The sequence below is a fragment of the Niallia taxi genome, assembly GCF_032818155.1.
GTDB classification, from domain to species: Bacteria; Bacillota; Bacilli; order Bacillales; family Cytobacillaceae; genus Niallia; species Niallia taxi_A.
Window position 1 is genome coordinate 445060 of the sequence record NZ_CP102589.1, and the last position, 23559, is coordinate 468618.

The following is a 23559-nucleotide window of genomic DNA, read 5'->3' on the forward strand; positions in this document are numbered from 1 at the left end:
AGCTATTGAATCTTTTTCATCGTTCCTGCTTCCACTTGGAATGTGGAGGCTTCTTTTAATGTTTGATGATCGATTCCATCCACATTCGTCGTTGTCACGAATGTCTGTACTTTCCCTTGGATGGTATTCAAAAGATGAGATTGTCGATAATCATCTAATTCAGAGAGCACATCATCTAATAAGAGGATAGGATACTCGCGGATTTCCGCATGTATGAGTTCAATTTCTGCCATTTTTATCGAAAGTGCTGTTGTTCTTTGCTGACCTTGTGAACCAAATGTTTGAACATCTCTTCCATTAACAAAAAACAGTAAATCATCTCGATGTGGGCCGAATAAGGTCATGCCTCGGTCGATCTCTCTTTTTTTCACATTGGCAAACTTTTCTTCGTATACTCTTCTCATTTTCGACAAATCGAGGTCTTCTGATACATCTGCCGAGGGTTTATACTGAATTTCCAACGTTTCTAACCCTCTTGATATTCCTTTGTGAATCGGAATTGCCCAATTCCCCAGAAGTTCTAAGAACTCAAAACGCTTTGAAATTATTTTCACTGCCATGTCAATGAATTGTTCTGTCAGTATTTCAAGCATGGTATGATCTGACTGCTTATTCATCTGCAGCTGCTTTAAGTATGTATTCCGCTGCTGCAATATCTTTTGGTACTGGCTCATATCATGCAAGTAGACAGGTGATATTTGCCCTATCTCCATATCAATAAATCTTCTTCTGATTTGGGGACTTCCCTTAACAAGATTAAGGTCTTCAGGTGCAAACATCACAACATTCATATTGCCAATATATTGGCTTAACTTTCGCTGCTCAATATGATTGTACTTAGCTTTTTTTCCTTTTTTAGACACAACTAACTGCATGGGTAAGGGCCCATGTGCTTTTTTTAATCTACCTTCTATTTTAGCATAATCTGAGTCCCAACGAATAAGATCTTTATCGTTTGAAGTTCTGTGGGATTTAGCCATAGCTAAAACATAGATAGATTCCATCACATTTGTTTTCCCTTGTGCGTTTTCTCCCAGAATAACATTGACCTTGTTTTCAAATTCAACCTCTAGGTCCTCATAATTACGGTAATTCCTCAAATGCAGCTGCTCAATAAACATAAGGGATCATCCTTTTTTTACAGAACTGTGAATGTGCCAATAGAAGGGATTTCAATCTTGTCGCCTGCCCTTAATTTTCTGCCTCTGCGCTGATCCTGTTCTCCATTGACATACACTTCATGTTCACTTAAAAACCATTTTGCCATTCCACCAGATTGAATAATGTCTGCAAGCTTTAGAAATTGGCCTAACGTTATATACTCCGTATCAATCTTAATTTGATTGTTCATGTTTTCACTCTTTCAAGTTTAATCGTATCTCTCTATTTTACTAAATATTTGATGGATACACAAAGAAAACTGAAATATTTCTATAAATTAGTAGTATTCAGCACATTAATAAGAGAGTTTGACGATGTTTTTTTTAAAAAAATATACATAAAACCAACTTCACCATAATAAATATCTTTTGAAGGAAAATAGGATGCCCCACTCGGGACACCCTATTTAAAAGCGGCTGCTTAGTATGTTCTCACTGGAAGGATAAGCTGTAAGATCGAATCATCGTTTAACGGATTAATGACAAACGGTCGCATTGCACCAGTGAAATTAATTTTTACTTCTGTTCCCTCTAAAGCTTTTAAAGCATCCATCATGTATTTTGCACTAAAAGAAATTTTTAGTTCTTCTCCATGAATCGACTCACTAACAAGCTCTTCAACAACTTTACCGATTTCTGGTGTAAAAGAAGAAATTTCAATTACATCTTGACCAATAGTTGAGAATTTAACGACGTTATTGCGCCCCTCTCTCGCCAACAAGGAAGCACGATCAATAGCTTGTAAAAATTCCTTAGCATTAACAACGATCTCTGTTTTGCTTTCTGTCGGGATAAGACGGTTTGTATCAGGGTAATTTCCTTCAAGAAGACGAGAGAAGAATAAAATATGCTTCGCCTTGAATAGAATTTGGTTTTCTGTAACAACAATTTCAACTGGCTCATTATGATCATCTAATATACGGTTCAATTCATTTAAACTTTTTCCTGGAATAACAATATTAAATGCCTGTTCCGTATTTGCATCTATTTTTGCTTTTCGTAAAGCAAGACGATGGCTATCTGTTGCAATACAGATTAAATCATCATTTTCAATCTTCCAGTTTACACCTGTCAACACCGGGCGTGTTTCTGAGGTGGACACCGCAAAAACAGTTTGCTTAATAATATTTTTTAACAGGTCAGTTGGAATCTTAAAGATATTTTCTTCTGAGATTTGTGGTAAGTGCGGATATTCCTCTGAATCAAGACCGTTTAAGTTAAACTCAGATTTTCCCGAGCGAATTACTGTTTGCAGGTTATCTACCTCAAGCTCTACTTGACTTGTAGGAAGCTTCTTTACGATTTCACTAAAGAATTTTGCTTGCAGCACAATTGATCCAGGACGTTGAATTTCAACAATAACCGTCTCGTTTTCTTCTTTAGGAATAAAAGATTCAATGGAAATATCAGAATCACTTCCTGTTAGAGTTACACCTTCTTCTGTCGCTACGATTTTTATACCTGTAAGAATAGGAATCGTCGTTCTGCTAGTTATTGCTTTCATTACATCTTGCACACTTTGAACAAGATGTTCTTTTTGGATGATAAATTTCATAATTGATCCTCCGTTATCATAGTTTTTAATTGCGTATTTTATAATAATATTTCTTTTAAAAGATCGTAGTAATAGTAGTAGGCCCTGTTAATTTGTGGATAACTTGATTTTTCAAAGGAAACACAGTCTATCCACATGTGGATAGACTGTGTCTAAGTTAGTGAAAGTTATACACAGTATTCAGCTTTATACTTTTAGTAATTCATTGATTTCCTTCAGCTGCTTTTGCAGGATGGAATCAGATACTAGTAGTTTTGAGATCTTTTCATGTGCATGGATAACTGTAGTGTGATCTCTTCCACCGAATTCTTCGCCAATCTTCGGCAGGGAAAAGTCAGTAAGCTCACGTGATAAATACATGGCAATCTGTCTTGGAAAAGCAATGGACTTCGTTCGTTTTTTGGCTTTGAAATCCTCTAGTTTTACACTGAACTGCTCCCCGACTACTTTTTGTATATCATGTATTGTTATTACGCGCGGCTTTGAGCTAGGGACGATATCTTTTAATGCCTCTGCCGCAAGATCAGCATTAATGTCTTTGTTGATTAAAGAGGAATAAGCAACAACTCTTATGAGCGCTCCTTCTAGTTCACGAATGTTGGAATCGATTTGATTCGCGATATACAGCATAACCTCATTTGGAATATCCAAACCATCTGCTTTAGCCTTTTTTCGGAGAATCGCTATTCTTGTCTCCAAATCAGGAGGAGTAATATCCGTTATAAGTCCCCATTCAAATCGTGAACGAAGCCTGTCTTCCAAAGTCGGAATCTCTTTTGGTGGTCTGTCACTGGATATGATAATTTGTTTGCTTTCCTCGTGCAGTGTGTTAAATGTATGGAAAAATTCTTCTTGTGTCGATTCTTTTCCAGCAAGGAACTGAATATCATCTATTAGAAGCACATCGACATTCCGATATTTGTCACGGAATTCAGCGCCTTTATTGTCTCGAATACTATTGATGAACTCGTTAGTGAACTTTTCTGAAGATAAATAAACAACCTTCGCCGCAGGGTTATGATCTAAAACATAATGTCCGATTGCATGCATTAAATGGGTTTTTCCAAGTCCTACGCCACCGTATATAAATAGCGGATTATAGGCTTTTGCTGGTGCTTCCGCTACTGCCAGTGAAGCAGCGTGGGCAAACCGGTTTCCAGACCCGATTACAAATGTATCAAAGGTATATTTTGAATTTAGTATTGTTTGTTCAGTTGTTTCTTCCTCTTTTTTCTTTTGTTTAGAGGAGATTTGAAGATCAAATTCTTCTTCCTTTTGATTACGAGGAATTATGAACTTTACACCAAGTTCTTCACCAGTTATTTCATAAAGAATGTCAGAAATAAGCTGGGAGTACCGTTCTTCCAACCAGTCTCGAGCAAATTCGTTAGGAGCTGTTACGATTAAGCTATCACCTTGAAGGGCATGAGCCTTCGTTGCTTTTAGCCATGTATCAAAGCTTGGTTTGCTGATTTTTTTTTCGATATTGCCTAAAGCTTTATCCCATAGATCCGCAATATTTTCCAACCAATTTCCCTCCTTTTTCTTTTTATTTGCGTGCTGAAAAGAACAGATATTTTAAATAAGTGCTAATCTGCCAGTATTATTAATTATGATCTGTGGAAAAATATATAATAAGGAAGTAAAGTAGCATTTCGACAGTATCCACTATTTGTGGACAACTCTTTCAAGAGATGTCTAATAAACTGTCCACATCTTATCCACACTCTGTGGATAATTTAGTTATACACAGAAATTATTCAAATGTGAAAACAAAACTATAATATCAAAAAATCATAATAACTGCAATGGTTTTTCATATCTTATCCACAAGTGAAACAAGTTGTTGATAATAAATGTCCACAGGTTATTAGTTTGTTAAAAACCTGTAAATAAGTATTGTGGATATTAAAAAAAATGTCGAAATTTTATCCACAGTCATCAGACTGGTTTTTTTTCGACAAAAATTTAGGGGATCTTATTGCTTGTAGTAAAGAATTGAGGAGCAAGTGAGGAACCTTTCAAAAGTGTAAAAGGACAGCCGTATTGACAAAAAGCTATGAATTCCTTATTATTACTATTCAGAGTGAAATAAAGTGCGTAGCATATGTTTTACAGAAGTTTTCCCATGTTATAGAACATTAGGCAATTAAAAATTGTTTTTAGAGAGAACGATAAATAAAGCATAAAACAAATGAATGGTTGACAATCAATCGACTATGTTTATATAATTGTAAGGACTGTCTGTAACAGCTATTCCTCAGGGAGGTGTCATATACAATGAAAAGAACTTTTCAACCAAATAAACGTAAAAGAAGTAAAGTTCACGGATTCCGCAGCCGCATGAGCAGTCCTAATGGACGTAATGTTTTAGCTCGTCGTCGACGCAAAGGAAGAAAAGTATTATCAGCTTAGGCCACTGAAACGTCAGTGGTCTTTTTTTGATAAAAAGGACTGTAAAAGTACAAGCTCTTAGAATAAATTGCTAGAGCTCATACTATAATGGAAATATAAACTCCTGGTTTTGAAGCAAGGATGTTTCTATGTTGGAATGTACATAAATAATATAGATTCGGAAAGTATGGAATAAATAAGGAGTAAATGATTTGAAGAAAGAATATCGCGTAAAAAAAAGTAAAGAGTTCCAAGAGGTATTTAAAAAGGGACAATCATTTGGCAACAAACAGTTTGTAGTTTATAAGTATAAAAAAAGTGGACAAGATCACTTCAGAATAGGGCTCTCTGTTAGTAAAAAAATAGGAAATGCTGTCATGAGAAATAAAATTAAGCGATTTATTAGACAAGCTTTCCTTGAAATCGGGGACCTTATAGAAAATGAAGCCGATTATGTCATCATTGCTAGAAAGCCATTAGCAGAAATGGAATATGAAGAAACGAAAAAGAGCCTCCTTCATGTTCTCAAAATAGCAAAGGTGCTAAAAAGAAAGATTCATTGAAAATTCAAGTTAAGCGTTTCCTATATGAAGAGATTAGGATACAATGAAGCCATAAGCTAATTTAGGCTCTATTATCTATTAACAGGAGGATATGACGGTTGAAGAAAAAATTAGGATTGCTATTTGGTCTATTATTTTTAATGGCTATTTTAACTGGGTGTACAGAGTTTAATCAGCCAATCACTTCAGACAGTGAAGGCTTTTGGAATGAATATATTGTTTATCCATTGTCTATGCTTATCATCAAAACAGCAGAAATTGCCGGCGGAAACTTTGGTGTTTCCATAATTATTGTAACAATTTTGGTTCGCCTTGTAATCTTGCCATTAATGATTAAGCAAACAAAAAACAGCAAAGCAATGCAGGCAGTACAGCCTGAAATGGAAGCATTAAGAAAGAAATACAGCTCTAAGGATCAAAAGACACAGCAAAAGCTCCAAGAAGAAACAATGAAGCTTTTCCAAGAAAACAAAGTGAATCCACTGGCTGGATGTTTTCCATTAATCGTTCAAATGCCAATTTTAATCGGATTCTACCATGCAATCTCACGTACAAGAGAAATTGCGCAACATGAATTCTTATGGTTTAACTTAGGTCAGCCAGATCCATTCTACCTGCTGCCGATTATTGCAGGGATAACGACATTTATTCAAACAAAAATGACAATGGCTGGTACTGCAGGCCAAAACCCGCAAATGGTTATGATGCAATATATTATGCCTATCATGATCTTAGTATTTGCAATTAACTTCCCAGCAGCACTTTCACTATATTGGGTTGTAGGTAATATTTTCACAATTATCCAAACGTATTTCATTAAAGGACCAGAGTTGAAAAAGCCTGGCCAAACAGGAAAATTGGAGGGAGCTAAAAAGTGAGAGAAGTAACTGCTACAGGACATTCCGTCGAAGCAGCAGTGGAATCAGCTTTAGCTCAGCTTAAGACAACAAAGAATCAAGCCGAAATCATTGTTGTTGATAAAGGAAAAAAAGGTTTTTTAGGAATTGGTGCCCGCTCGGCAACTGTAACGGTAAGGAAGCTTGAAACGCCTGCTGAGTCAGCAGAACAGTTTTTGCGAGAAGTATGTGACAAAATGGGAGTGGATGTATCCATTTCGGTAAAAAAAACAGGTAGAAATATCTTTTTTGAATTACAGGGGGACAAAATTGCCCTTCTTATTGGGAAAAGAGGCCAGACACTAAATTCGCTTCAATATTTGACTCAATTGGCTATAAATAAAAATTCCTCCGAATACTTAAAGGTATCGCTCGATGCAGAAAACTATCGGGAAAGAAGGAAACAAGCCCTTATACAGCTTGCTGAACGGACAGCTTATAAAGCCCTCAAGTTAAATAAGGAAATTACTCTGGAGCCCATGCCATCGAATGAAAGAAAGATTATTCATAACGCTCTTACAAAAAGGAAAGGTATCAGCACCCATTCCTCAGGAGAAGATGCGTTCAGGCATATTATTATCTCTCCAGAAAAAAAGAAATAAATAAAAAAGGACAATCCTCTACTTCGGGGATTGTCTTTTTTTGTGCTTCTTACTATTTTAAACTTCAAAATTCCCCCTAAAAAACAAGCGCTTCAACAATAAATAGAAAAATATTGCCCCATTCTTTATAAAATCTGTGAATTATTTGTCTGAACAGCGCTATTTTTGGTGCGTTTTATTGTTATTCACATGTGGATAAGATAAAATAGTAATAATGAATTTAATAGTAATGTGGATAAGTGTGTGGATTTTTTTCTTTTTTAAAAGCTGTGGATATGATAATCTAATCTATTGTAACAATAAAATGAGTGTTGATAAGTTTACGTCAATTTTTTATATAAATAGATCTTTATGACTTGAGGTGAAAGAATGGAATTTGATACTATAGCCGCAATCTCCACACCGATGGGAGAGGGTGCGATTGCAATTGTAAGAATGAGTGGACCAGAGTCATTTTTGATTGCAGATAAGGTATTTAAAAGCATCGGTAATAAAAGAATAAAAGATGTAGCGAGCCATACAATTCATTATGGCCATATTGTAGACCCTGGCACAGAAGAAATAATTGAAGAAGTTATGATTTCAGTGATGAAGGGGCCAAGAACATTTACAAAAGAGGATGTTATTGAAATTAACTGTCATGGCGGAATGGCTTCTGTTAACCGACTTCTGCAATTGCTTGTTACGAACGGGGCAAGACTTGCAGAACCAGGAGAGTTTACAAAAAGAGCTTTCCTTAATGGTAGAATCGACTTGTCCCAAGCGGAAGCTGTGATGGATCTGATCAGAGCAAAAACAGATAAAGCGATGAATGTAGCATTAGGTCAAATGGAAGGAAGACTTTCTAAGCTAATCAGAAGCTTAAGACAAGAAATTCTCGAAACACTTGCCCAAGTGGAGGTTAATATTGATTATCCTGAATATGATGATGTAGAAGAAATGACACATCAGCTTATGCTTGATAAATCTAAATTTGTCCAGGAAGAGATTAGAAAGCTTCTCCAGACATCCCAGCAAGGGAAAATTTTGCGAGAAGGGCTTTCTACCGTTATTGTCGGCCGTCCAAATGTAGGGAAATCATCCTTGTTGAACAGTCTTGTCCAAGATAGTAAAGCAATTGTGACAGATATTCCTGGCACAACACGTGATGTAATAGAAGAATACGTAAATGTGCGCGGCGTACCTCTCCGCCTTTTAGATACAGCGGGTATCCGTGAAACTGAGGATATTGTAGAAAGAATCGGGGTTGAGAAGTCAAGGAAGGTATTGAAGGAAGCCGATCTTATCTTGCTAGTTCTCAATTACTCAGACGAATTAACTGAAGAGGATATCAATTTATTTAAGGCAATAGAGGGAATGGACTATATTGTCATTGTTAATAAGACAGACCTTCCACAGAAAATTGACATGGAACGCATAAAGGAATTATCAGCAAATCAAAAGATGGTTACAACTTCATTGCTGCAGGATAAAGGTATTAATCAGCTTGAGGAGGCAATCTCAAGTCTGTTCTTTGAGGGTGTCATTGAAGCAAGTGATATGACGTATGTGTCTAACACAAGACATATATCCCTGTTAAACCAAGCGCTTCAATCGATTAATGAAGCTATTTCCGGTGTTGAAATGGGAACACCAATAGATATTGTCCAAATAGATTTAACTAGAACTTGGGAATTACTTGGTGAAATTATTGGTGATAGTGTACACGAAAGCCTAATTGATCAGCTATTCTCCCAATTTTGTTTAGGGAAATAAAAGAGATTTTTAATTTTGCATAAAAAGATGCTATTAGGAGGCACCATGATGCAGTACGAAGCAGGAAATTATGACGTTATTGTGATTGGAGCAGGACATGCTGGCTGTGAAGCAGGTCTTGCTGCCGCAAGATTGGGCGCCAACACATTAATGTTGACGATAAATTTAGATATGGTTGCTTTTATGCCGTGTAATCCCTCTGTAGGGGGTCCAGCTAAAGGGATCGTTGTTAGGGAAATTGACGCACTTGGCGGAGAGATGGGAAAAAACATCGACAAGACCTATATTCAAATGAGAATGTTGAATACAGGGAAAGGGCCAGCAGTAAGGGCTCTTCGTGCACAAGCTGACAAATACATGTATCAGCACGAAATGAAAAAAACGCTGGAAAACCAACCAAATTTAACTTTGGTTCAAGGAATGGTTGAACAGCTTATCGTAGAAGACAATACTGTAAAAGGTGTTATTACTAAAACTGGAGCAACTTATACTGCAAAAACGGTTGTAGTAACGACAGGAACTTATTTACGTGGCGAAATTATCCTGGGCGAGCTGAAATATTCAAGCGGTCCGAATAATCAGCAGCCATCTATTCGTTTGTCAGAGCATTTACAGGAGCTTGGGTTTGATCTTGTTCGTTTTAAAACTGGCACACCTCCACGTGTCAACAGTCATTCAATTGACTACAGCAAAACGGAAATTCAGCCAGGAGACGATGTTCCAAGAGCATTTTCCTATGAAACAACAAAGTATATTACGGAACAATTGCCATGCTGGCTTACTTATACAAATGAAACGACACATCAAATTATTGATGACAACTTGCACCGTTCTCCGATGTATTCTGGAATGATTAAGGGAACAGGTCCACGTTATTGTCCTTCTATTGAAGATAAGGTCGTTCGCTTTAATGATAAGCCAAGACATCAAATTTTCCTTGAGCCAGAAGGAAAAAACACACAGGAAGTTTATGTACAAGGCTTGTCAACAAGCTTGCCTGAGGATGTCCAGCAAGAAATTCTTCGTACCATTCCAGGACTTGAAAATGTTCAAATGATGAGAGCGGGCTATGCCATTGAATATGATGCGATTGTCCCTACACAGTTATGGCCGACATTGGAAACGAAAAAAATTAAGAACCTGTATACTGCAGGACAAATTAACGGAACATCAGGTTATGAAGAGGCTGCTGGTCAAGGTTTAATGGCCGGAATTAATGCTGGATTGAATGCTACGGGCAAAGAAGAACTAATCCTAAGTCGTTCAGATGCATATATCGGAGTATTAATTGACGATCTTGTCACTAAAGGAACGAATGAACCGTACCGACTGCTGACATCAAGAGCTGAATATCGTCTTTTGTTACGTCATGATAACGCTGATTTGCGCTTAACAGAGATCGGTAATGACATTGGATTAATTCAGGAAGAAAGATACAAGATGTTTACTGACAAGAAAAAGCAGATTGAGCAAGAACAGAACCGCTTAAAAGAAATTATTCTTAAGCCGAATGAGCAAGTTCAAACTGTTATAAGAGAACAAGGTGGCAGTGAGCTGAAAGATGGGATTAAAGCAGCTGACCTGCTAAGAAGACCAGAAATGAATTACAAGCATATTCAATTATTGGCACCAAGTGATGTTGCTCTATCAGAAGAAGTAACAGAACAGGTGGAAATCCAAATTAAGTATGAGGGCTATATTGAAAAATCATTGCAGCAGGTAGATCGCCTTAAGAAAATGGAAAACAAAAAAATACCAGAAAACATCGATTATGATGCTATTTCTAGCCTTGCAACAGAAGCTAAGCAGAAGTTGAAAACTGTGCGACCATTATCTTTAGCACAGGCTTCTAGAATCTCTGGAGTAAATCCTGCAGATATATCCATACTATTAGTATATTTGGAACAAGGGCGCATTGCACGAGTATAAACAAATGATAGCTTTTTGCCTGATATATTCTCAGGCAAAAAGCAGTCCTGTTTTTAAGTATACATATGAATTTTGGATGGAAAGGGAGCAGTCATGAATACAGAACTATTTAAGCAAATGCTCCAAGAGAAAGGTTTGGAGCTTTCAGACAGGCAAATGGAACAGTTTAAAATTTATTTTGAAACACTTGTAGAGTGGAACGAAAAAATGAATTTGACTGCCATTACAGAACAATCTGAAGTATATTTAAAACATTTTTATGATTCAATAACAGCTGGTTTTTATGTAGACAGCTTAAAGTCGCCTATTCATATTTGTGATGTTGGTGCGGGAGCAGGTTTTCCCAGTATTCCTTTAAAAATTGCTTTCCCACAGCTTAAAGTAACAATTGTTGATTCACTGAACAAAAGAATTCAGTTTTTAGAACATTTGGCTAAATCGCTAGAGCTTAAAGAAGTTCAGTTTATCCACGATCGTGCTGAAACCTTTGGACAAAATAAGGAATATAGAGAATCCTTTGATATGGTTACAGCAAGAGCTGTTGCACGTTTATCTGTTCTAAGTGAACTTTGTATGCCATTAGTGAAGATAGGGGGATCATTTGTTGCGATGAAAGCAGCAAGTGCACAGGAGGAAGTGGAAGCTGGTAAAAAAGCAATTGCTCTTCTGGGAGGCAAGCTTGTCGAAACACATTCCTTCACTCTTCCAATTGAAGAAAGTGAGCGTAACATTCTCGTCATTGCAAAAGAAAAACAAACGCCTAAAAAATATCCAAGAAAACCAGGCACCCCGAACAAGGAACCAATTGAATGAATATATGCTATGGTAACATAGCTTATATTTATTCCGAAATAGTGAACAAATAAGCTTTGGCAGTTACTTTTTTCAAGCGATTATCTTATTTTTTGTACTATATCATTTTTTCTATCTACTATATAATATAACTATAAAAAGCACATTAAATGAAAATTCAAGAAGTTTCTTATTATATTTAATATATTGCAGTAAAAGTTTGAATTTATAAATAATAGGGAGTTTCGTAAAGGTGGTGCAGGTTTTGAAGCCTTCTTTCTCACGCTTTTTTGGCCTAGGCGAAAAAGGAAATAACACAGAAGAAAGTCAATTCGAGACGGTAGACGCTAATGAGGAGCTTGAAAAAATGGTGAATAATGAAGAGATCAATAGATTGCCAATTAGTCAGATTGTTCCAAACCGTTTTCAGCCAAGAACTGTATTTGATGATGAAAAAATAGAAGAATTATCAAGAACTATCCATACACATGGTATTATACAGCCTATCGTTGTCCGAGAATTTGATAGAGGTAAATATGAAATAATAGCTGGTGAAAGACGCTGGCGTGCAATGAAAAAACTAGGGTGGGAAGAAGCTCCTGCTATCATCAAAAATATGAGTGATACGGAGACTGCCTCTGTTGCATTGATAGAGAACCTTCAACGGGAAGAATTATCCCCAATAGAAGAAGCTGTTGCATATGGCAAATTACTAGAACTTCATAACCTGACGCAAGAGGCGCTTGCCCAGCGTTTAGGCAAGGGGCAATCGACAGTAGCCAATAAGCTAAGACTGCTGAAATTACCTGAGGAAATTCAGGAAGCACTATTAAACAAACAAATTTCAGAGCGTCATGCCCGTTCCTTGATTCCATTGAAAGAAAAGGAAAAACAGCTTAAGCTTCTTGAAGAGATATTAGAGAAGAATTTAAATGTTAAGCAGACAGAGGAACGTGTTGCCAAAATGCTGGAGCAGGCAGAGCAAAAGCCAAAGCCAAGAAGAAAAGCTTTCAGCAAGGATATGCGTATTGCAGTTAATACAATTCGACAATCCCTTACAATGGTTTCAGACAGTGGTATTAACTTGAATGCTGAAGAAGAAGAGTTTGAAGACTTTTATCAATTCACTATTAAAATTCCAAAAAAGAAATAGCTATTATAAAATGAATATAAATAATTCACTGTGAGAATATTAACCAATTAGGTTTCAATGTCTCACTTTTTTTTTGCCCAAAATAGCATTTTTTATGAAAATCTGGCTAACTGCCTTTATTCTTTTAACAGAAAAATAGGCTTTCTGCATCATATAGATTGTAAAAATCTAGAGCTATGCTTCTATATATGATAAAGTCTATTAAAAAATGACGATATTTAGAAGTTTTCATGATAAAATAATAGTTGATTGTACTAGTTCTCTTTCTTTTTTAGGAAAAGGATCGGTTCATAATCACTGAAAATAGGTTTTAACACCTCATTTTTCAATAAAATAACTTTTTCATGTCATATTTAAATAAATAAAAATACAACATCTTCTAATAACAGAAGGTAATTAATGTAGTAAAGGTAGGTGACATCATGGGGAAAGTAATAACGGTAGCTAATCAAAAAGGAGGAGTCGGAAAAACGACGACTTCAGTCAATCTTGGCTCTTGTTTAGCTTATATCGGTAAAAGAGTACTTTTAGTTGATACAGATCCACAAGGAAATGCCACTAGCGGTGTTGGTATTGAAAAAGCAGATGTAGATCATTGCATTTATGATGTATTAGTTGATGATATTGAAGCAAGCCAAGTCATCAAAGCAACAAATGTAGAAAACCTTGATGTAATACCGGCAACTATTCAATTGGCTGGTGCAGAAATAGAATTAGTTTCTACTATCTCCAGAGAAGTCCGCTTAAAACGAGCTTTAGAAGAAGTTAAAGACAGATATGATTATATTCTGATTGATTGTCCGCCGTCATTGGGATTGCTAACAATTAATGCTTTAACCGCATCAGATGCAGTCTTGATACCTGTACAATGTGAGTATTATGCATTAGAAGGACTAAGTCAGTTATTGAACACAGTAAGGTTAGTGCAAAAGCATTTGAATCATGAGCTTGCGATTGAAGGTGTTTTACTGACAATGCTGGATGCTCGCACAAACTTAGGACTGCAAGTAATCGAAGAAGTTAAGAAGTACTTCCAGGATAAAGTATTTAAGACGATTATCCCTCGAAATGTACGATTAAGTGAAGCGCCAAGTCATGGTGAACCAATCATCATCTATGATCCAAAATCTCGTGGAGCAGAAGTATATTTAGAGTTGGCAAAGGAAGTGGTTACAAGTGGCTAAAGGATTAGGGAAAGGTCTTGACGCTTTTTTTCCAAGCATGGAAGTAGAAAAGGAAGAAGTAATTAAAGAATTAAATATAAAAGAATTACGACCAAACCCTTATCAGCCAAGGAAAGTTTTCGAGAAAGAAGCCATTGAAGAACTGAAAGCATCAATCTTGGAGCACGGTATTCTGCAGCCAATCATTGTCCGCAAAAGCATTAAAGGCTTTGAAATTGTTGTTGGAGAGCGACGCTATCGCGCTGCAAAAGAGGCTAATTTGGATGTTGTTCCGGCAGTAGTAAGAGACCTGTCAGAACAGCAAATGATGGAGCTTGCCGTATTAGAAAATCTTCAGCGTGAGGATTTGTCCCCAATTGAGGAGGGACATGCTTATCAACTGTTGATGAAAAAGCTAAACTTCACACAAGAAGAGTTGGCGAAGCGACTAGGCAAAAGCAGACCGCATATTGCCAATCATGTGAGATTATTATCTTTACCATCAGCCATCCAAGAAATGATTACAGATGGAACGATTTCAATGGGGCATGGAAGGGCCTTGCTCGGATTAAAAAACAAAGAGAAATTGCCGCTTTTAGTTGAAAAAACAGTCAAAGAAGGCTTGAATGTACGACAACTAGAATATTTAATCCAACAATTGAATGAAGATGTTTCACGTGAAACAAAGGATGCAAAAAAAGAACCGAAAAATGTCTTCATAAAGGAACAAGAATCCTTCCTTAGAGAAAGATTTGGTACTACTGTTAATATCAAACAGACAAAAAACAAAGGCAAAATCGAGATAGAGTTCTTTTCTGAAAATGATTTGGAAAGAATTTTGCAGCTGTTGGATAGTGATCAGGAAATTTAAAAAAGAAACCAATTTGGTTTCTTTTTTTGTTATATAGGACGTTCTTGGAGGGAGGTGTATTCCTCTTGGCTTTCAGAGTATCTATAGCGTAAGCTGCTTTGATAGATTCCCTTTGAAATGGTTTTAGCCATATCGAGGACAAGGCTAAGTCTCGTATTTTGCAGAACGAGAAATTCCATGAACCCACTGATATTAACAATACCTGTAATATGAATTTCACCGACCGGCGGAAGCTCCTTTTTCACTCCGCTTCCTGGTTTAACTGGACCATCACCAATTTGTACAACACCTACGCTTTTCATTCTGCCTAAGCAGGCGTCTATTCCAATGATGAAGGCATTCGCATGATTGTCTTTAATTTCAGTGATTTTTTCTTCTAAATTTAAAGCATGAATAGGATCATTCAACGTGCCATATACAAAAAAAGAGCCCAGCTTTTTTTCAGCTAATAACGTCCCAACAAGGGGACCAAGGGAATCACCAGTAGAGCGGTCTGTTCCAATACAAATAAATACTATTGGTTGTCCGGAAGAAGCAGGTGGCAACTGCTTATATAAAGCATCAGCCAGTTTGTAAGAGGCTAACTGCTCATTATGAGCAATTCTAATTGGGAGTTCATTTTTATCAAATATATTGGTATAGATGCTCATTAAATCTACTCCTTTACGCTACGAAACTATAATAAGCGAGGCAGTTTCAGCTTTTAACGGTATTCAAGAAAGTTAAAGTAATAACATTATACGGATATATATTAAAAACTATACATCTTCATGCCAAATCTGTGATAAAGAGGGAAAAAGTAAGGGGGGAATTATCCGATTGTAAGTATATATACCTATGAAATAACAGGTAGGTTATTACTTCAAAGTAAATTTATAAACTGTTAAAATAGGTGAAAGGCAGCTATTCAATTTAGAGATAAGTTCTTGAAGAGTAGGAGAAAGAAGCAGCAGAGGTGAGATAATGAATAATATTGAAGAACAAGTGAACGATAGTGTGGATGTCCTTACAGATGAAAATATATGGATAAATTTAGGACAAGGGGCTTTAAAGATTTTTGTTATAATCTTGATTAGTATCGTTGTGACAAGAGTTGCCAAAATTGCTGTACGAAATATCTTTAAAGTAAGAACACATTCTGCACTTAGAATATCAGAAAGAAGAGAAGCTACATTAGTTAAACTACTGGAGAATACCCTTACATATGTTATCTATTTTATTGCCTTAATGATGATTCTAGGCACATTGAAAATTGATGTGAAGGGTTTGCTTGCAGGAGCGGGGATTGTTGGCTTAGCTGTCGGTTTTGGTGCCCAAAGTTTAGTGAAGGATATTATTACAGGTTTCTTCATTATTTTTGAAGATCAGTTTTCCGTAGGCGATGTTGTGCAAATCGGTCAATTTCAGGGTGTTGTAGAGGAAATTGGCTTAAGAACAACGAAAGTAAAAAGTTATACTGGTGAAGTGAATATTATACCGAATGGAAGTATAATGGAAGTAACAAACTTTTCATTAAACAACAGTAAGGCAGTTGTTGATGTCAGTATTGCGTATAAAGGTGATATAGATAGGGCTGAACAAGTAATCAAAGATCTTATTGAAACATTGCCGGAAAAATATGAGCAAATTGTTGGTGTTCCAGAGCTGTTAGGTGTTGAAAATATTATGGCGGCAGAGGTAGTTATAAGAGTTGTCGCAGAAACATTGCCAATGCAGCATTATACAGTCGCTCGTGCATTAAGGAAGGAAATCAAGAATGTTCTCGATGAGAATGGGATTGAAAGTCCATATCCAAAATTAATGATGTACTCGAAACCAGAATAATTTCAGGAGGAAATATGGAACCGAAAGAGTTTGCTATCAATGATATTGTTGAGATGAAAAAAGCTCATCCTTGTGGTACAAATCGTTGGAAAATTATAAGGATGGGGATGGATATCCGCATTAAATGTGAAGGCTGTGAGCACAGTGTTCTTATCCCAAGAAGAGAATTTTCACGAAAAATGAAAAAAATGTTAGTAAAGCATGAAGAATAATTCATGCTTTTTTTATGGAAAAAGGACTGTTGCATAAGCAAGGCTACTTGTCTTTTTTGCAGGTTAAATCTATAATTGGTAAAGGTTTAAGTACAAACGAAACTAATTTCTGCCAACAGAAGCAGGTTTAATATAAGGGAGTGACATTATGGCGTTAACTGCTGGAATAGTAGGGTTGCCGAACGTCGGTAAATCTACATTATTTAATGCAATAACACAGGCTGGTGCAGAATCAGCAAACTATCCATTCTGTACAATTGATCCGAATGTGGGAATTGTAGAGGTACCAGATCCAAGATTGAATAAATTGACTGAGCTTGTTCAGCCGAAGAAGACAGTACCAACAACTTTCGAATTCACAGATATTGCTGGAATCGTTAAGGGTGCAAGTAAAGGGGAAGGTTTAGGTAATAAGTTCCTTTCTCATATCCGTGAAGTGGATGCTATTTGTCAAGTTGTCCGCTGCTTTGCTGATGATAATATTACACATGTTTCTGGAAAAGTAGATCCAATCTCTGACATCGAAACAATCAATCTAGAATTGATTCTTGCAGATTTAGAATCTGTTGAAAAAAGAATTGGCCGTGTAGGAAAAATGGCTAAACAAAAAGATAAAGAAGCATTAGCTGAGTTAGAAGTGCTTGAGATATTAAAAGCTGCTTTTGAAGAAGAAAAGCCAGCTAGAGCTGTTGAGTTCACTGATGAGCAAGCTAAAATTGCGAAAAACCTTCACTTATTGACAATCAAGCCAGTATTATATGTGGCAAACGTTGGTGAAGATGAAATTGGTGATACAGAAAACAATGAATATGTACAGCGAGTTAGAGAATTTGCTGGTAATGAAAATGCTGAGGTTATTGTTATCTGTGCAAAGATTGAAGAAGAGATTGCTGAGCTTGAAGGGGAAGAAAAGGCAATGTTCCTTGAGGAGCTTGGAATTGAAGAGTCAGGTCTTGACCAGCTGATAAGAGCAGCATATGATTTGCTAGGCTTGGCAACATATTTCACTGCTGGAGTTCAAGAGGTTCGTGCTTGGACATTTGTTCAAGGAATGAAAGCACCTCAGTGTGCTGGCATTATCCATTCCGATTTCGAAAGAGGTTTCATTAGAGCGGAGACTGTTTCATATGATGACCTTATTGTGAGCGGTAATATGGTTGCTGCAAAAGAAGCAGGTAAAGTTCGTCTTGAAGGAAAAGAGTATATTGTTAAAGACGGAGATATTATTCACTTCCGCTTTAATGTTTAATAACTGAATTTATATGAGTGAAAGACCGTCTTTATACTTTTAAAGGCGGTTTTTACATTTTCTTTAGCTCATTCGACAAAAAAGCTCTCCATAGGGAGCAGACAGTCAGGAAATATCTTGGAAAATCCTTATGAATAATTAGCTGAATTCGACAATGTGATAAAGAGGATACTTTTACAGTGCGTTTACATGCCCCTTTCAAACTGGTGCTATTATTCCTTTAGAGGGACCATAATACATGTTCCAAAGGGGGATTTTTAGGTGAAAATTGCAATTTTTACAGATACCTATTTTCCGCAAGTCAATGGGGTTGCTAACTCTTTGAAAAGGCTAACAGATCACTTAGAAAAAAGGCAAATTCAATATCAAATTTATGCACCTGAAGTGGAAGATGCTCCGGTTTATCCAAACATTAACCAGTTTTTTAGTATCCCGGTCTTTTTATATCCCGAATGCAGAACTGCTTTAGCTAATCCTAAAAAAATCAAAGCTAAGGTACAGGAATTTAACCCAGATATTATACATATTGCTACACCGTACATGATGGGTCTATATGGACTATTTTGCGCCAAAAGGCTTCATATTCCAGTTGTTTCCTCCTACCACACTCATTTTGACCAGTATTTAGAGTACTACAAAGCCTCTTGGCTGCTGCCTGTTCTCCATAAATACTTGAAATGGTTTCATGAGTCCACATTAAGGACCTTTGCACCTTCAAACGAAACAAAATCAAAACTAATCGAGCTTGGCTTCCACTCCTTATCAATATGGGGAAGAGGGATAGACTGCACTCAATTCCGCCCTATCGCTACAACTTATGCTATCAGACAAAAATACAATATACAGGAGGAGTTTATTCTTTTGTATGTTGGAAGATTTGCTCCAGAAAAAGACCTGAGCACACTTTCATCCATAATGGACTCTGTTCCTGATAACTGGAATAAAAAAGTACATTGGCTGCTTGCAGGAGACGGTCCTAGTTTGCCTGAATGGAAACGGAAAGCAGCCGATTGGAATAATGTTACACTGACCGGTTATTTAAAAGGAGAAGAGCTATCAGAGGCTTATGCAAGTGCTGATTTATTTGTATTCCCTTCTACAACAGAAACATTTGGTAATGTCGTACTAGAATCATTGGCATCAGGAACTCCAGCTATCGTTTCAAATTCAGGGGGTGTGAAAGAATTAGTGGAGGATGGTACAACAGGGAGAGTTTGTACAGCAAAAAGTGCGGGCGAATTCACAAGGGCAATTATTGAGCTGCTTGCAGATCAGGAAAAAAGAAGTTTATTTGGCATAGCAGCCAGAAAATATGCATTAAGTCAGTCATGGGAAAGTATTCTTGATAACTTAATTGGAGAATATGAAGAGGTGCTAATAAATAGCAGAGGAGAACAAAGGATTTATGCATAAATGCAACTGAATATTTACATTCTCAGCAATTCTTTTTAGTATTCATTGCAAATCTATTCCCAATATGCTATAATTTCATCTTGTGAGTAATGTATAAATTGCTCCTTGCCCAATCGGGCCGTTTAGACCAAAAGGAGGTGAAAGTGATGAAAAAGTACGAAATTATGTACATCATCCGTCCAAATATTGAAGATGAAGCTAAAAAAGCTCTAGTTGAGCGTTTTAACGGTATTCTTGCTGATAATGGAGCGGAAGTTGCTGAATCAAAAGAGTGGGGTAAACGTCGTCTTGCATACGAAATCAATGATTTCCGCGATGGCTACTACCAACTTGTGAAAGTTAACGCTGCACCAGTAGCAGTTGAGGAGTTCTCTCGTTTAGCTAAAATTAACGAAGATATCATCCGTCACATTGTTATTAAAGAAGAAGCTAAATAATAAATAGAATGTATTCATGTTTCACGTGGAACATGATGGAAGGGAGTTGAAACTGATGATGAACCGTGTTGTTCTTGTTGGCCGACTGACGAAGGATCCTGAACTGCGATACACACCGAGTGGAGCTGCTGTTGCAACTTTCACACTTGCGGTCAATCGTACTTTTACGAACCAACAAGGTGAAAGAGAAGCAGACTTTATCAATTGTGTAATCTGGAGAAAACCTGCAGAAAATGTAGCTAATTTCTTGAAGAAAGGAAGCTTAGCTGGCGTTGACGGCAGACTTCAAACACGCAGTTATGAGGGACAAGATGGAAAGCGTGTCTATGTTACAGAAGTGCAAGCAGAAAGTGTTCAATTTCTTGAACCTAGAAACAGCAACTCTGGAAATAGAAATGACAACATGAATTATAGTGCACCAAGGGAACAAGATAATCCTTTCGGAGGCTCTAATAATTATCAGAATCAGCGACCTCAAAATAAAAACAATGATTATACAAGAATGGACGAGGATCCATTTGCTAATAGCGGTCAAATCGACATTTCAGATGATGACTTGCCATTCTGATAATCGACAATAAATAAAAAAAGGAGGGAAATTGACATGGCAATGGGCGGACGCAGAGGCGGACGTGCTAAGCGCCGTAAAGTATGTTACTTTACAGCTAACGGCATTACGCAAATCGATTATAAAGATGTAGATCTTCTTAAAAAATTCATCTCTGAGCGTGGTAAAATCTTACCTCGTCGTGTAACTGGTACAAGTGCAAAATATCAACGTAAGTTGACTATTGCAATCAAACGTTCACGTACTATGGCTTTACTTCCATACGTAACTGGTGAATAATAAAAAAACACATTAGGTTAACTCCTAATGTGTTTTTTTATACTTAACGGTAAATTAATTTTGTGAATATATTATATGTTTGAATGACCTAGTATAAAATAGTAAAATAACATGGAGGGTATCCTTATATTTTTCTTATGCTAACAGGGTGTTAAAATCGCGTTTATGAATAGAAGAATTGGTGGAAATACTATGTATGTATAAGTATTTTTCGTTCTTACTTATTTATCGAGATACGGTATAATAGTGGCATAAAGAACTGTATACATATTAAATTAACTATATTAGGAGTGAATAAATATTGCCTGCTTTTTTGGAAAAGGGATCAATTCGCTATCCATTAATTTGTCTGATTGGCATAACTCTGATCCTCCTTGGTATCATCTCCTTTTATAATTGGCTATTTGCCATTTTAGGGTTACTTCTTTCTGTTATCCCTTTCTATTTCATCATTCAGATGAATGTGCGGCAAAGGAAGGAAACGGAAGAATATATTACGACCCTTTCCTACCGTGTGAAAAAGGTCGGAGAAGAGGCATTAATGGAAATGCCGATTGGGATTATGCTCATTAATGATGAATACTATATTGAGTGGACAAATCCATATTTAGCGTACAGCTTTACAGAGGACAGCTTAGTCGGAAGATCATTGTATGATGTGTCTCCATCAGTTATTCCCCTTATTAAACAAGAGGTGGAAACAGAAATTATCACACTTCATAATCGTAAATTTAGAGTTATCCATAAAAAAGAAGAGCGACTCCTCTACTTTTTTGATGTAACAGAACAGACTGAGATAGAGAAGCTTTACGAGGATGAAAGAACAGCAATTGCCATCATCTTTTTAGATAATTATGATGATCTTACACAAGGAATGGATGACCAAACGCGAAGCAGCTTAAATAACAGTGTTACCTCCATCCTAAATAAATGGGCAACAGATAATGGTGTATTATTAAAACGGATATCCTCAGAACGTTTCTTTGCAGTATTTAATGAAAATATTCTTCAACATCTTGAAAAGGATAAATTCACGATTTTGGATGAGGTAAGAGAGCTAACTTCAAAGCAGAATGTACAGCTGACATTAAGTATTGGAGTCGGTTCAGGAGTTTCCTCCCTGCCAGAGCTAGGAACTATCGCTCAATCAAGCCTTGATTTAGCTTTAGGCCGAGGCGGCGACCAAGTGGCTATTAAACAGCCTAATGGAAAAGTGAAATTCTATGGTGGTAAAACAAACCCTGTTGAAAAAAGAACAAGGGTGCGAGCCAGAGTTATATCACATGCCCTTAAGGAATTGATAACGGCAAGTGATAAAGTATTCATCATGGGCCATAAGCATCCTGATATGGATGCAATAGGGGCTGCGATCGGTATTAATAAGATTGCACAGATGAATAAGAAAGAAGCTTATATCGTCCTTAATCCGAATGAAATTGATTTAGGTGTAAGAAGGCTTCTCGAGGAAATAAAAAAACATGAGACATTATATGAAAGATTTATTACACCAGAGCAAGCGCTGGAAATGGAGACAGATGAGAGTTTATTAATTGTAGTAGATACACATAAACCCTCATTAGTTATTGAGGAAAGGCTTATCCATAAAATTGAGGATGTTGTGGTTATTGACCATCACAGACGTGCAGAAGAATTTATAGAAAATCCGTTGCTTGTCTATATGGAACCATATGCATCTTCAACTGCAGAGCTTGTTACAGAGCTGTTGGAATACCAGCCGAAGACAGCTAAAATTGAAATGTTAGAAGCTACTGCACTATTAGCAGGTATCATCGTAGATACTAAAAGCTTTACACTTAGAACAGGTGCTAGAACCTTTGATGCTGCCTCGTATTTGAGAGGGCAAGGTGCTGATACTGTATTAGTACAAAAGTTCTTAAAAGAAGATATTAGCAATTATGTAAAGAAGGCAAAAATAATTCAAAATGTCATTTTCTATAAACCTGGTGTAGCTATTGCTAAGGCACAAAGAAATGAAAATAGTGATAATGTTTTAATTGCCCAAACAGCTGACACCTTATTAACAATGGATGGTATTTATGCCTCATTTGTTATTTCACCAAGAGCTGATGGGCAAATAGGCATAAGTGCAAGGTCATTAGGGGATATAAATGTACAGATTATTATGGAAAGTCTTCGAGGCGGCGGCCATTTAACAAATGCTGCAACACAGCTCTCCGATATGACAATAGAAGAAGCTGAGGCGAGGCTTAAGCTGGCAATTGATGAATATTTCGAAGGGAGAAAAAAGGAATGAAAGTAATATTTTTAAAAGACGTTAAAGGTAAAGGGAAAAAAGGGGAAGTTAAAAATGTAGCTGATGGTTATGCGCAAAACTTCCTATTAAAGCAAGGGCTTGCTGTTGAAGCAAATGCAGGTGCTGTTAGCACTTTAAATGCACAAAAGAAAAAAGAAGAAAAATTGGCAGCAGATGAGCTTGAAGAAGCAAAAGCATTAAAGGAAAAAGTAGAAAAGCTTACAGTTGAGCTTACTGCTAAATCAGGAGAAGGCGGAAGATTATTTGGTTCTATCACTAGCAAGCAAATTGCTGATGAGTTGAAGAAAAAGCATCAAATTAAAATTGATAAACGTAAAATTGACTTGAACGATGCGATTCGTTCATTAGGTGTAACAAAGGTTGCTGTTAAGCTTCACCAAGAGGTTACAGCTACACTTAACGTCCATGTAAAAGAATTAAGCTAATATTGGAAGTACCATTTATCTTT

General features: G+C 36.7%; 24 protein-coding genes. 19 read left to right on the forward strand and 5 right to left on the reverse strand.

The genetic code is table 11. From position 1 onward, the window contains the following. Positions 1–2: 2 nt before the first annotated feature. The 4 genes from recF to dnaA form a co-directional block, all read right to left on the reverse strand. Entirely contained in the window at positions 3–1121 is a 1119-nt protein-coding gene (recF, locus tag NQZ71_RS02305; protein ID WP_144454961.1) for a DNA replication/repair protein RecF, read from the reverse strand. 17 nt (positions 1122–1138) lie between these two features. Next, the gene (yaaA, locus tag NQZ71_RS02310; RefSeq protein WP_127738796.1) at positions 1139–1351 is read right to left on the reverse strand and encodes a S4 domain-containing protein YaaA; all 213 of its coding nucleotides are present in this window, start codon (positions 1349–1351) and stop codon (positions 1139–1141) included. A gap of 230 nt (positions 1352–1581) precedes the next feature. After that, positions 1582–2715 carry a DNA polymerase III subunit beta gene (gene dnaN / locus NQZ71_RS02315; RefSeq protein WP_144454962.1) on the reverse strand — a complete coding sequence of 378 codons (1134 nt, stop codon included), beginning with the start codon at positions 2713–2715 and terminating at the stop codon, positions 1582–1584. A gap of 186 nt (positions 2716–2901) precedes the next feature. Continuing rightward, on the reverse strand, positions 2902–4242 hold the full coding sequence (gene dnaA / locus NQZ71_RS02320; RefSeq protein WP_213084035.1) for a chromosomal replication initiator protein DnaA: 1341 nt from the start codon (positions 4240–4242) through the stop codon (positions 2902–2904). A gap of 753 nt (positions 4243–4995) precedes the next feature. On the opposite strand from dnaA, the gene rpmH reads away from it, so the two are divergent. The 10 genes from rpmH to NQZ71_RS02370 all read left to right on the forward strand — a co-directional run bounded on the left by rpmH (position 4996) and on the right by NQZ71_RS02370 (position 14833). Beyond that, complete coding sequence (gene rpmH, locus NQZ71_RS02325) at positions 4996–5130, forward strand: 50S ribosomal protein L34 (protein ID WP_127738799.1); 135 nt, start codon at positions 4996–4998, stop codon at positions 5128–5130. A gap of 191 nt (positions 5131–5321) precedes the next feature. Further along, positions 5322–5672: a ribonuclease P protein component gene (gene rnpA, locus NQZ71_RS02330; protein WP_127738800.1), complete on the forward strand. Its 351-nt coding sequence runs from the start codon at positions 5322–5324 to the stop codon at positions 5670–5672. A 98-nt stretch (positions 5673–5770) separates the two neighbouring features. Further along, complete coding sequence (spoIIIJ, locus tag NQZ71_RS02335) at positions 5771–6550, forward strand: YidC family membrane integrase SpoIIIJ (RefSeq protein ID WP_127738801.1); 780 nt, start codon at positions 5771–5773, stop codon at positions 6548–6550. Beyond that, positions 6547–7170, forward strand: coding sequence for an RNA-binding cell elongation regulator Jag/EloR (gene jag, locus NQZ71_RS02340; protein WP_144454963.1), 624 nt, complete (start codon positions 6547–6549; stop codon positions 7168–7170). Before spoIIIJ ends, jag begins: the two co-directional genes overlap by 4 nt. A gap of 369 nt (positions 7171–7539) precedes the next feature. Continuing rightward, positions 7540–8925 (forward strand): tRNA uridine-5-carboxymethylaminomethyl(34) synthesis GTPase MnmE, encoded by a 1386-nt coding sequence (gene mnmE, locus NQZ71_RS02345; RefSeq protein WP_275008125.1) that lies wholly within the window; start codon positions 7540–7542, stop codon positions 8923–8925. Between the two features lie 48 nt (positions 8926–8973). Then, positions 8974–10854, forward strand: coding sequence for a tRNA uridine-5-carboxymethylaminomethyl(34) synthesis enzyme MnmG (gene mnmG, locus NQZ71_RS02350; RefSeq protein WP_144455158.1), 1881 nt, complete (start codon positions 8974–8976; stop codon positions 10852–10854). 93 nt (positions 10855–10947) lie between these two features. Next, positions 10948–11667, forward strand: a complete 720-nt coding sequence (gene rsmG / locus NQZ71_RS02355) for a 16S rRNA (guanine(527)-N(7))-methyltransferase RsmG (protein ID WP_144454965.1) — start codon at positions 10948–10950, stop codon at positions 11665–11667. A 244-nt stretch (positions 11668–11911) separates the two neighbouring features. Then, complete coding sequence (gene noc / locus NQZ71_RS02360; protein ID WP_144454966.1) at positions 11912–12799, forward strand: nucleoid occlusion protein; 888 nt, start codon at positions 11912–11914, stop codon at positions 12797–12799. Between the two features lie 422 nt (positions 12800–13221). Beyond that, positions 13222–13983, forward strand: coding sequence for a ParA family protein (locus NQZ71_RS02365; RefSeq protein ID WP_127738806.1), 762 nt, complete (start codon positions 13222–13224; stop codon positions 13981–13983). Beyond that, positions 13976–14833: a ParB/RepB/Spo0J family partition protein gene (locus NQZ71_RS02370; protein ID WP_144454967.1), complete on the forward strand. Its 858-nt coding sequence runs from the start codon at positions 13976–13978 to the stop codon at positions 14831–14833. Before NQZ71_RS02365 ends, NQZ71_RS02370 begins: the two co-directional genes overlap by 8 nt. A 29-nt stretch (positions 14834–14862) precedes the next feature. On the opposite strand, the gene yyaC is transcribed toward NQZ71_RS02370, so the two are convergent. Continuing rightward, positions 14863–15483, reverse strand: coding sequence for a spore protease YyaC (yyaC, locus tag NQZ71_RS02375; RefSeq protein ID WP_144454968.1), 621 nt, complete (start codon positions 15481–15483; stop codon positions 14863–14865). Between the two features lie 313 nt (positions 15484–15796). On the opposite strand from yyaC, the gene NQZ71_RS02380 reads away from it, so the two are divergent. The 9 genes from NQZ71_RS02380 (at position 15797) to rplI (ending at position 23536) form a co-directional block, all read left to right on the forward strand. Further along, complete coding sequence (locus NQZ71_RS02380) at positions 15797–16657, forward strand: mechanosensitive ion channel family protein (protein ID WP_144454969.1); 861 nt, start codon at positions 15797–15799, stop codon at positions 16655–16657. A gap of 14 nt (positions 16658–16671) precedes the next feature. Further along, entirely contained in the window at positions 16672–16869 is a 198-nt protein-coding gene (locus NQZ71_RS02385; protein WP_144454970.1) for a DUF951 domain-containing protein, read from the forward strand. A 148-nt stretch (positions 16870–17017) separates the two neighbouring features. Further along, a complete protein-coding gene (gene ychF, locus NQZ71_RS02390; RefSeq protein ID WP_144454971.1) occupies positions 17018–18118 on the forward strand; it encodes a redox-regulated ATPase YchF in 1101 nt (366 codons plus the stop codon). A gap of 261 nt (positions 18119–18379) precedes the next feature. Beyond that, complete coding sequence (locus tag NQZ71_RS02395) at positions 18380–19531, forward strand: glycosyltransferase family 4 protein (RefSeq protein WP_317011238.1); 1152 nt, start codon at positions 18380–18382, stop codon at positions 19529–19531. 146 nt (positions 19532–19677) lie between these two features. Next, on the forward strand, positions 19678–19968 hold the full coding sequence (gene rpsF / locus NQZ71_RS02400; RefSeq protein ID WP_127738813.1) for a 30S ribosomal protein S6: 291 nt from the start codon (positions 19678–19680) through the stop codon (positions 19966–19968). A 55-nt stretch (positions 19969–20023) separates the two neighbouring features. Further along, positions 20024–20536 carry a single-stranded DNA-binding protein gene (gene ssb, locus NQZ71_RS02405; protein ID WP_144454973.1) on the forward strand — a complete coding sequence of 171 codons (513 nt, stop codon included), beginning with the start codon at positions 20024–20026 and terminating at the stop codon, positions 20534–20536. A gap of 42 nt (positions 20537–20578) precedes the next feature. Continuing rightward, entirely contained in the window at positions 20579–20815 is a 237-nt protein-coding gene (rpsR, locus tag NQZ71_RS02410) for a 30S ribosomal protein S18 (RefSeq protein WP_182102925.1), read from the forward strand. Positions 20816–21116: 301 nt separating this feature from the next. Beyond that, positions 21117–23090 carry a DHH family phosphoesterase gene (locus NQZ71_RS02415; RefSeq protein WP_144454974.1) on the forward strand — a complete coding sequence of 658 codons (1974 nt, stop codon included), beginning with the start codon at positions 21117–21119 and terminating at the stop codon, positions 23088–23090. Beyond that, positions 23087–23536 (forward strand): 50S ribosomal protein L9, encoded by a 450-nt coding sequence (gene rplI, locus NQZ71_RS02420; protein ID WP_144454975.1) that lies wholly within the window; start codon positions 23087–23089, stop codon positions 23534–23536. The genes NQZ71_RS02415 and rplI overlap by 4 nt, the downstream gene beginning before the upstream one ends. Positions 23537–23559 lie beyond the last annotated feature (23 nt).

Bases quoted from the DNA above. Each gene is read 5' to 3' on its own strand.
- recF (WP_144454961.1), bottom strand. From the start codon at position 1,121: ATGTTTATTGAGCAGCTGCATTTGAGGAATTACCGTAATTATGAGGAC.
- yaaA (WP_127738796.1), bottom strand. From the start codon at position 1,351: ATGAACAATCAAATTAAGATTGATACGGAGTATATAACGTTAGGCCAA.
- dnaN (WP_144454962.1), bottom strand. From the start codon at position 2,715: ATGAAATTTATCATCCAAAAAGAACATCTTGTTCAAAGTGTGCAAGAT.
- rpmH (WP_127738799.1), top strand. From the start codon at position 4,996: ATGAAAAGAACTTTTCAACCAAATAAACGTAAAAGAAGTAAAGTTCAC.
- mnmE (WP_275008125.1), top strand. From the start codon at position 7,540: ATGGAATTTGATACTATAGCCGCAATCTCCACACCGATGGGAGAGGGT.
- mnmG (WP_144455158.1), top strand. From the start codon at position 8,974: ATGCAGTACGAAGCAGGAAATTATGACGTTATTGTGATTGGAGCAGGA.
- rsmG (WP_144454965.1), top strand. From the start codon at position 10,948: ATGAATACAGAACTATTTAAGCAAATGCTCCAAGAGAAAGGTTTGGAG.
- NQZ71_RS02365 (WP_127738806.1), top strand. From the start codon at position 13,222: ATGGGGAAAGTAATAACGGTAGCTAATCAAAAAGGAGGAGTCGGAAAA.
- yyaC (WP_144454968.1), bottom strand. From the start codon at position 15,483: ATGAGCATCTATACCAATATATTTGATAAAAATGAACTCCCAATTAGA.
- NQZ71_RS02380 (WP_144454969.1), top strand. From the start codon at position 15,797: ATGAATAATATTGAAGAACAAGTGAACGATAGTGTGGATGTCCTTACA.
- NQZ71_RS02385 (WP_144454970.1), top strand. From the start codon at position 16,672: ATGGAACCGAAAGAGTTTGCTATCAATGATATTGTTGAGATGAAAAAA.
- ychF (WP_144454971.1), top strand. From the start codon at position 17,018: ATGGCGTTAACTGCTGGAATAGTAGGGTTGCCGAACGTCGGTAAATCT.
- rpsF (WP_127738813.1), top strand. From the start codon at position 19,678: ATGAAAAAGTACGAAATTATGTACATCATCCGTCCAAATATTGAAGAT.
- ssb (WP_144454973.1), top strand. From the start codon at position 20,024: ATGATGAACCGTGTTGTTCTTGTTGGCCGACTGACGAAGGATCCTGAA.
- rpsR (WP_182102925.1), top strand. From the start codon at position 20,579: ATGGGCGGACGCAGAGGCGGACGTGCTAAGCGCCGTAAAGTATGTTAC.
- rplI (WP_144454975.1), top strand. From the start codon at position 23,087: ATGAAAGTAATATTTTTAAAAGACGTTAAAGGTAAAGGGAAAAAAGGG.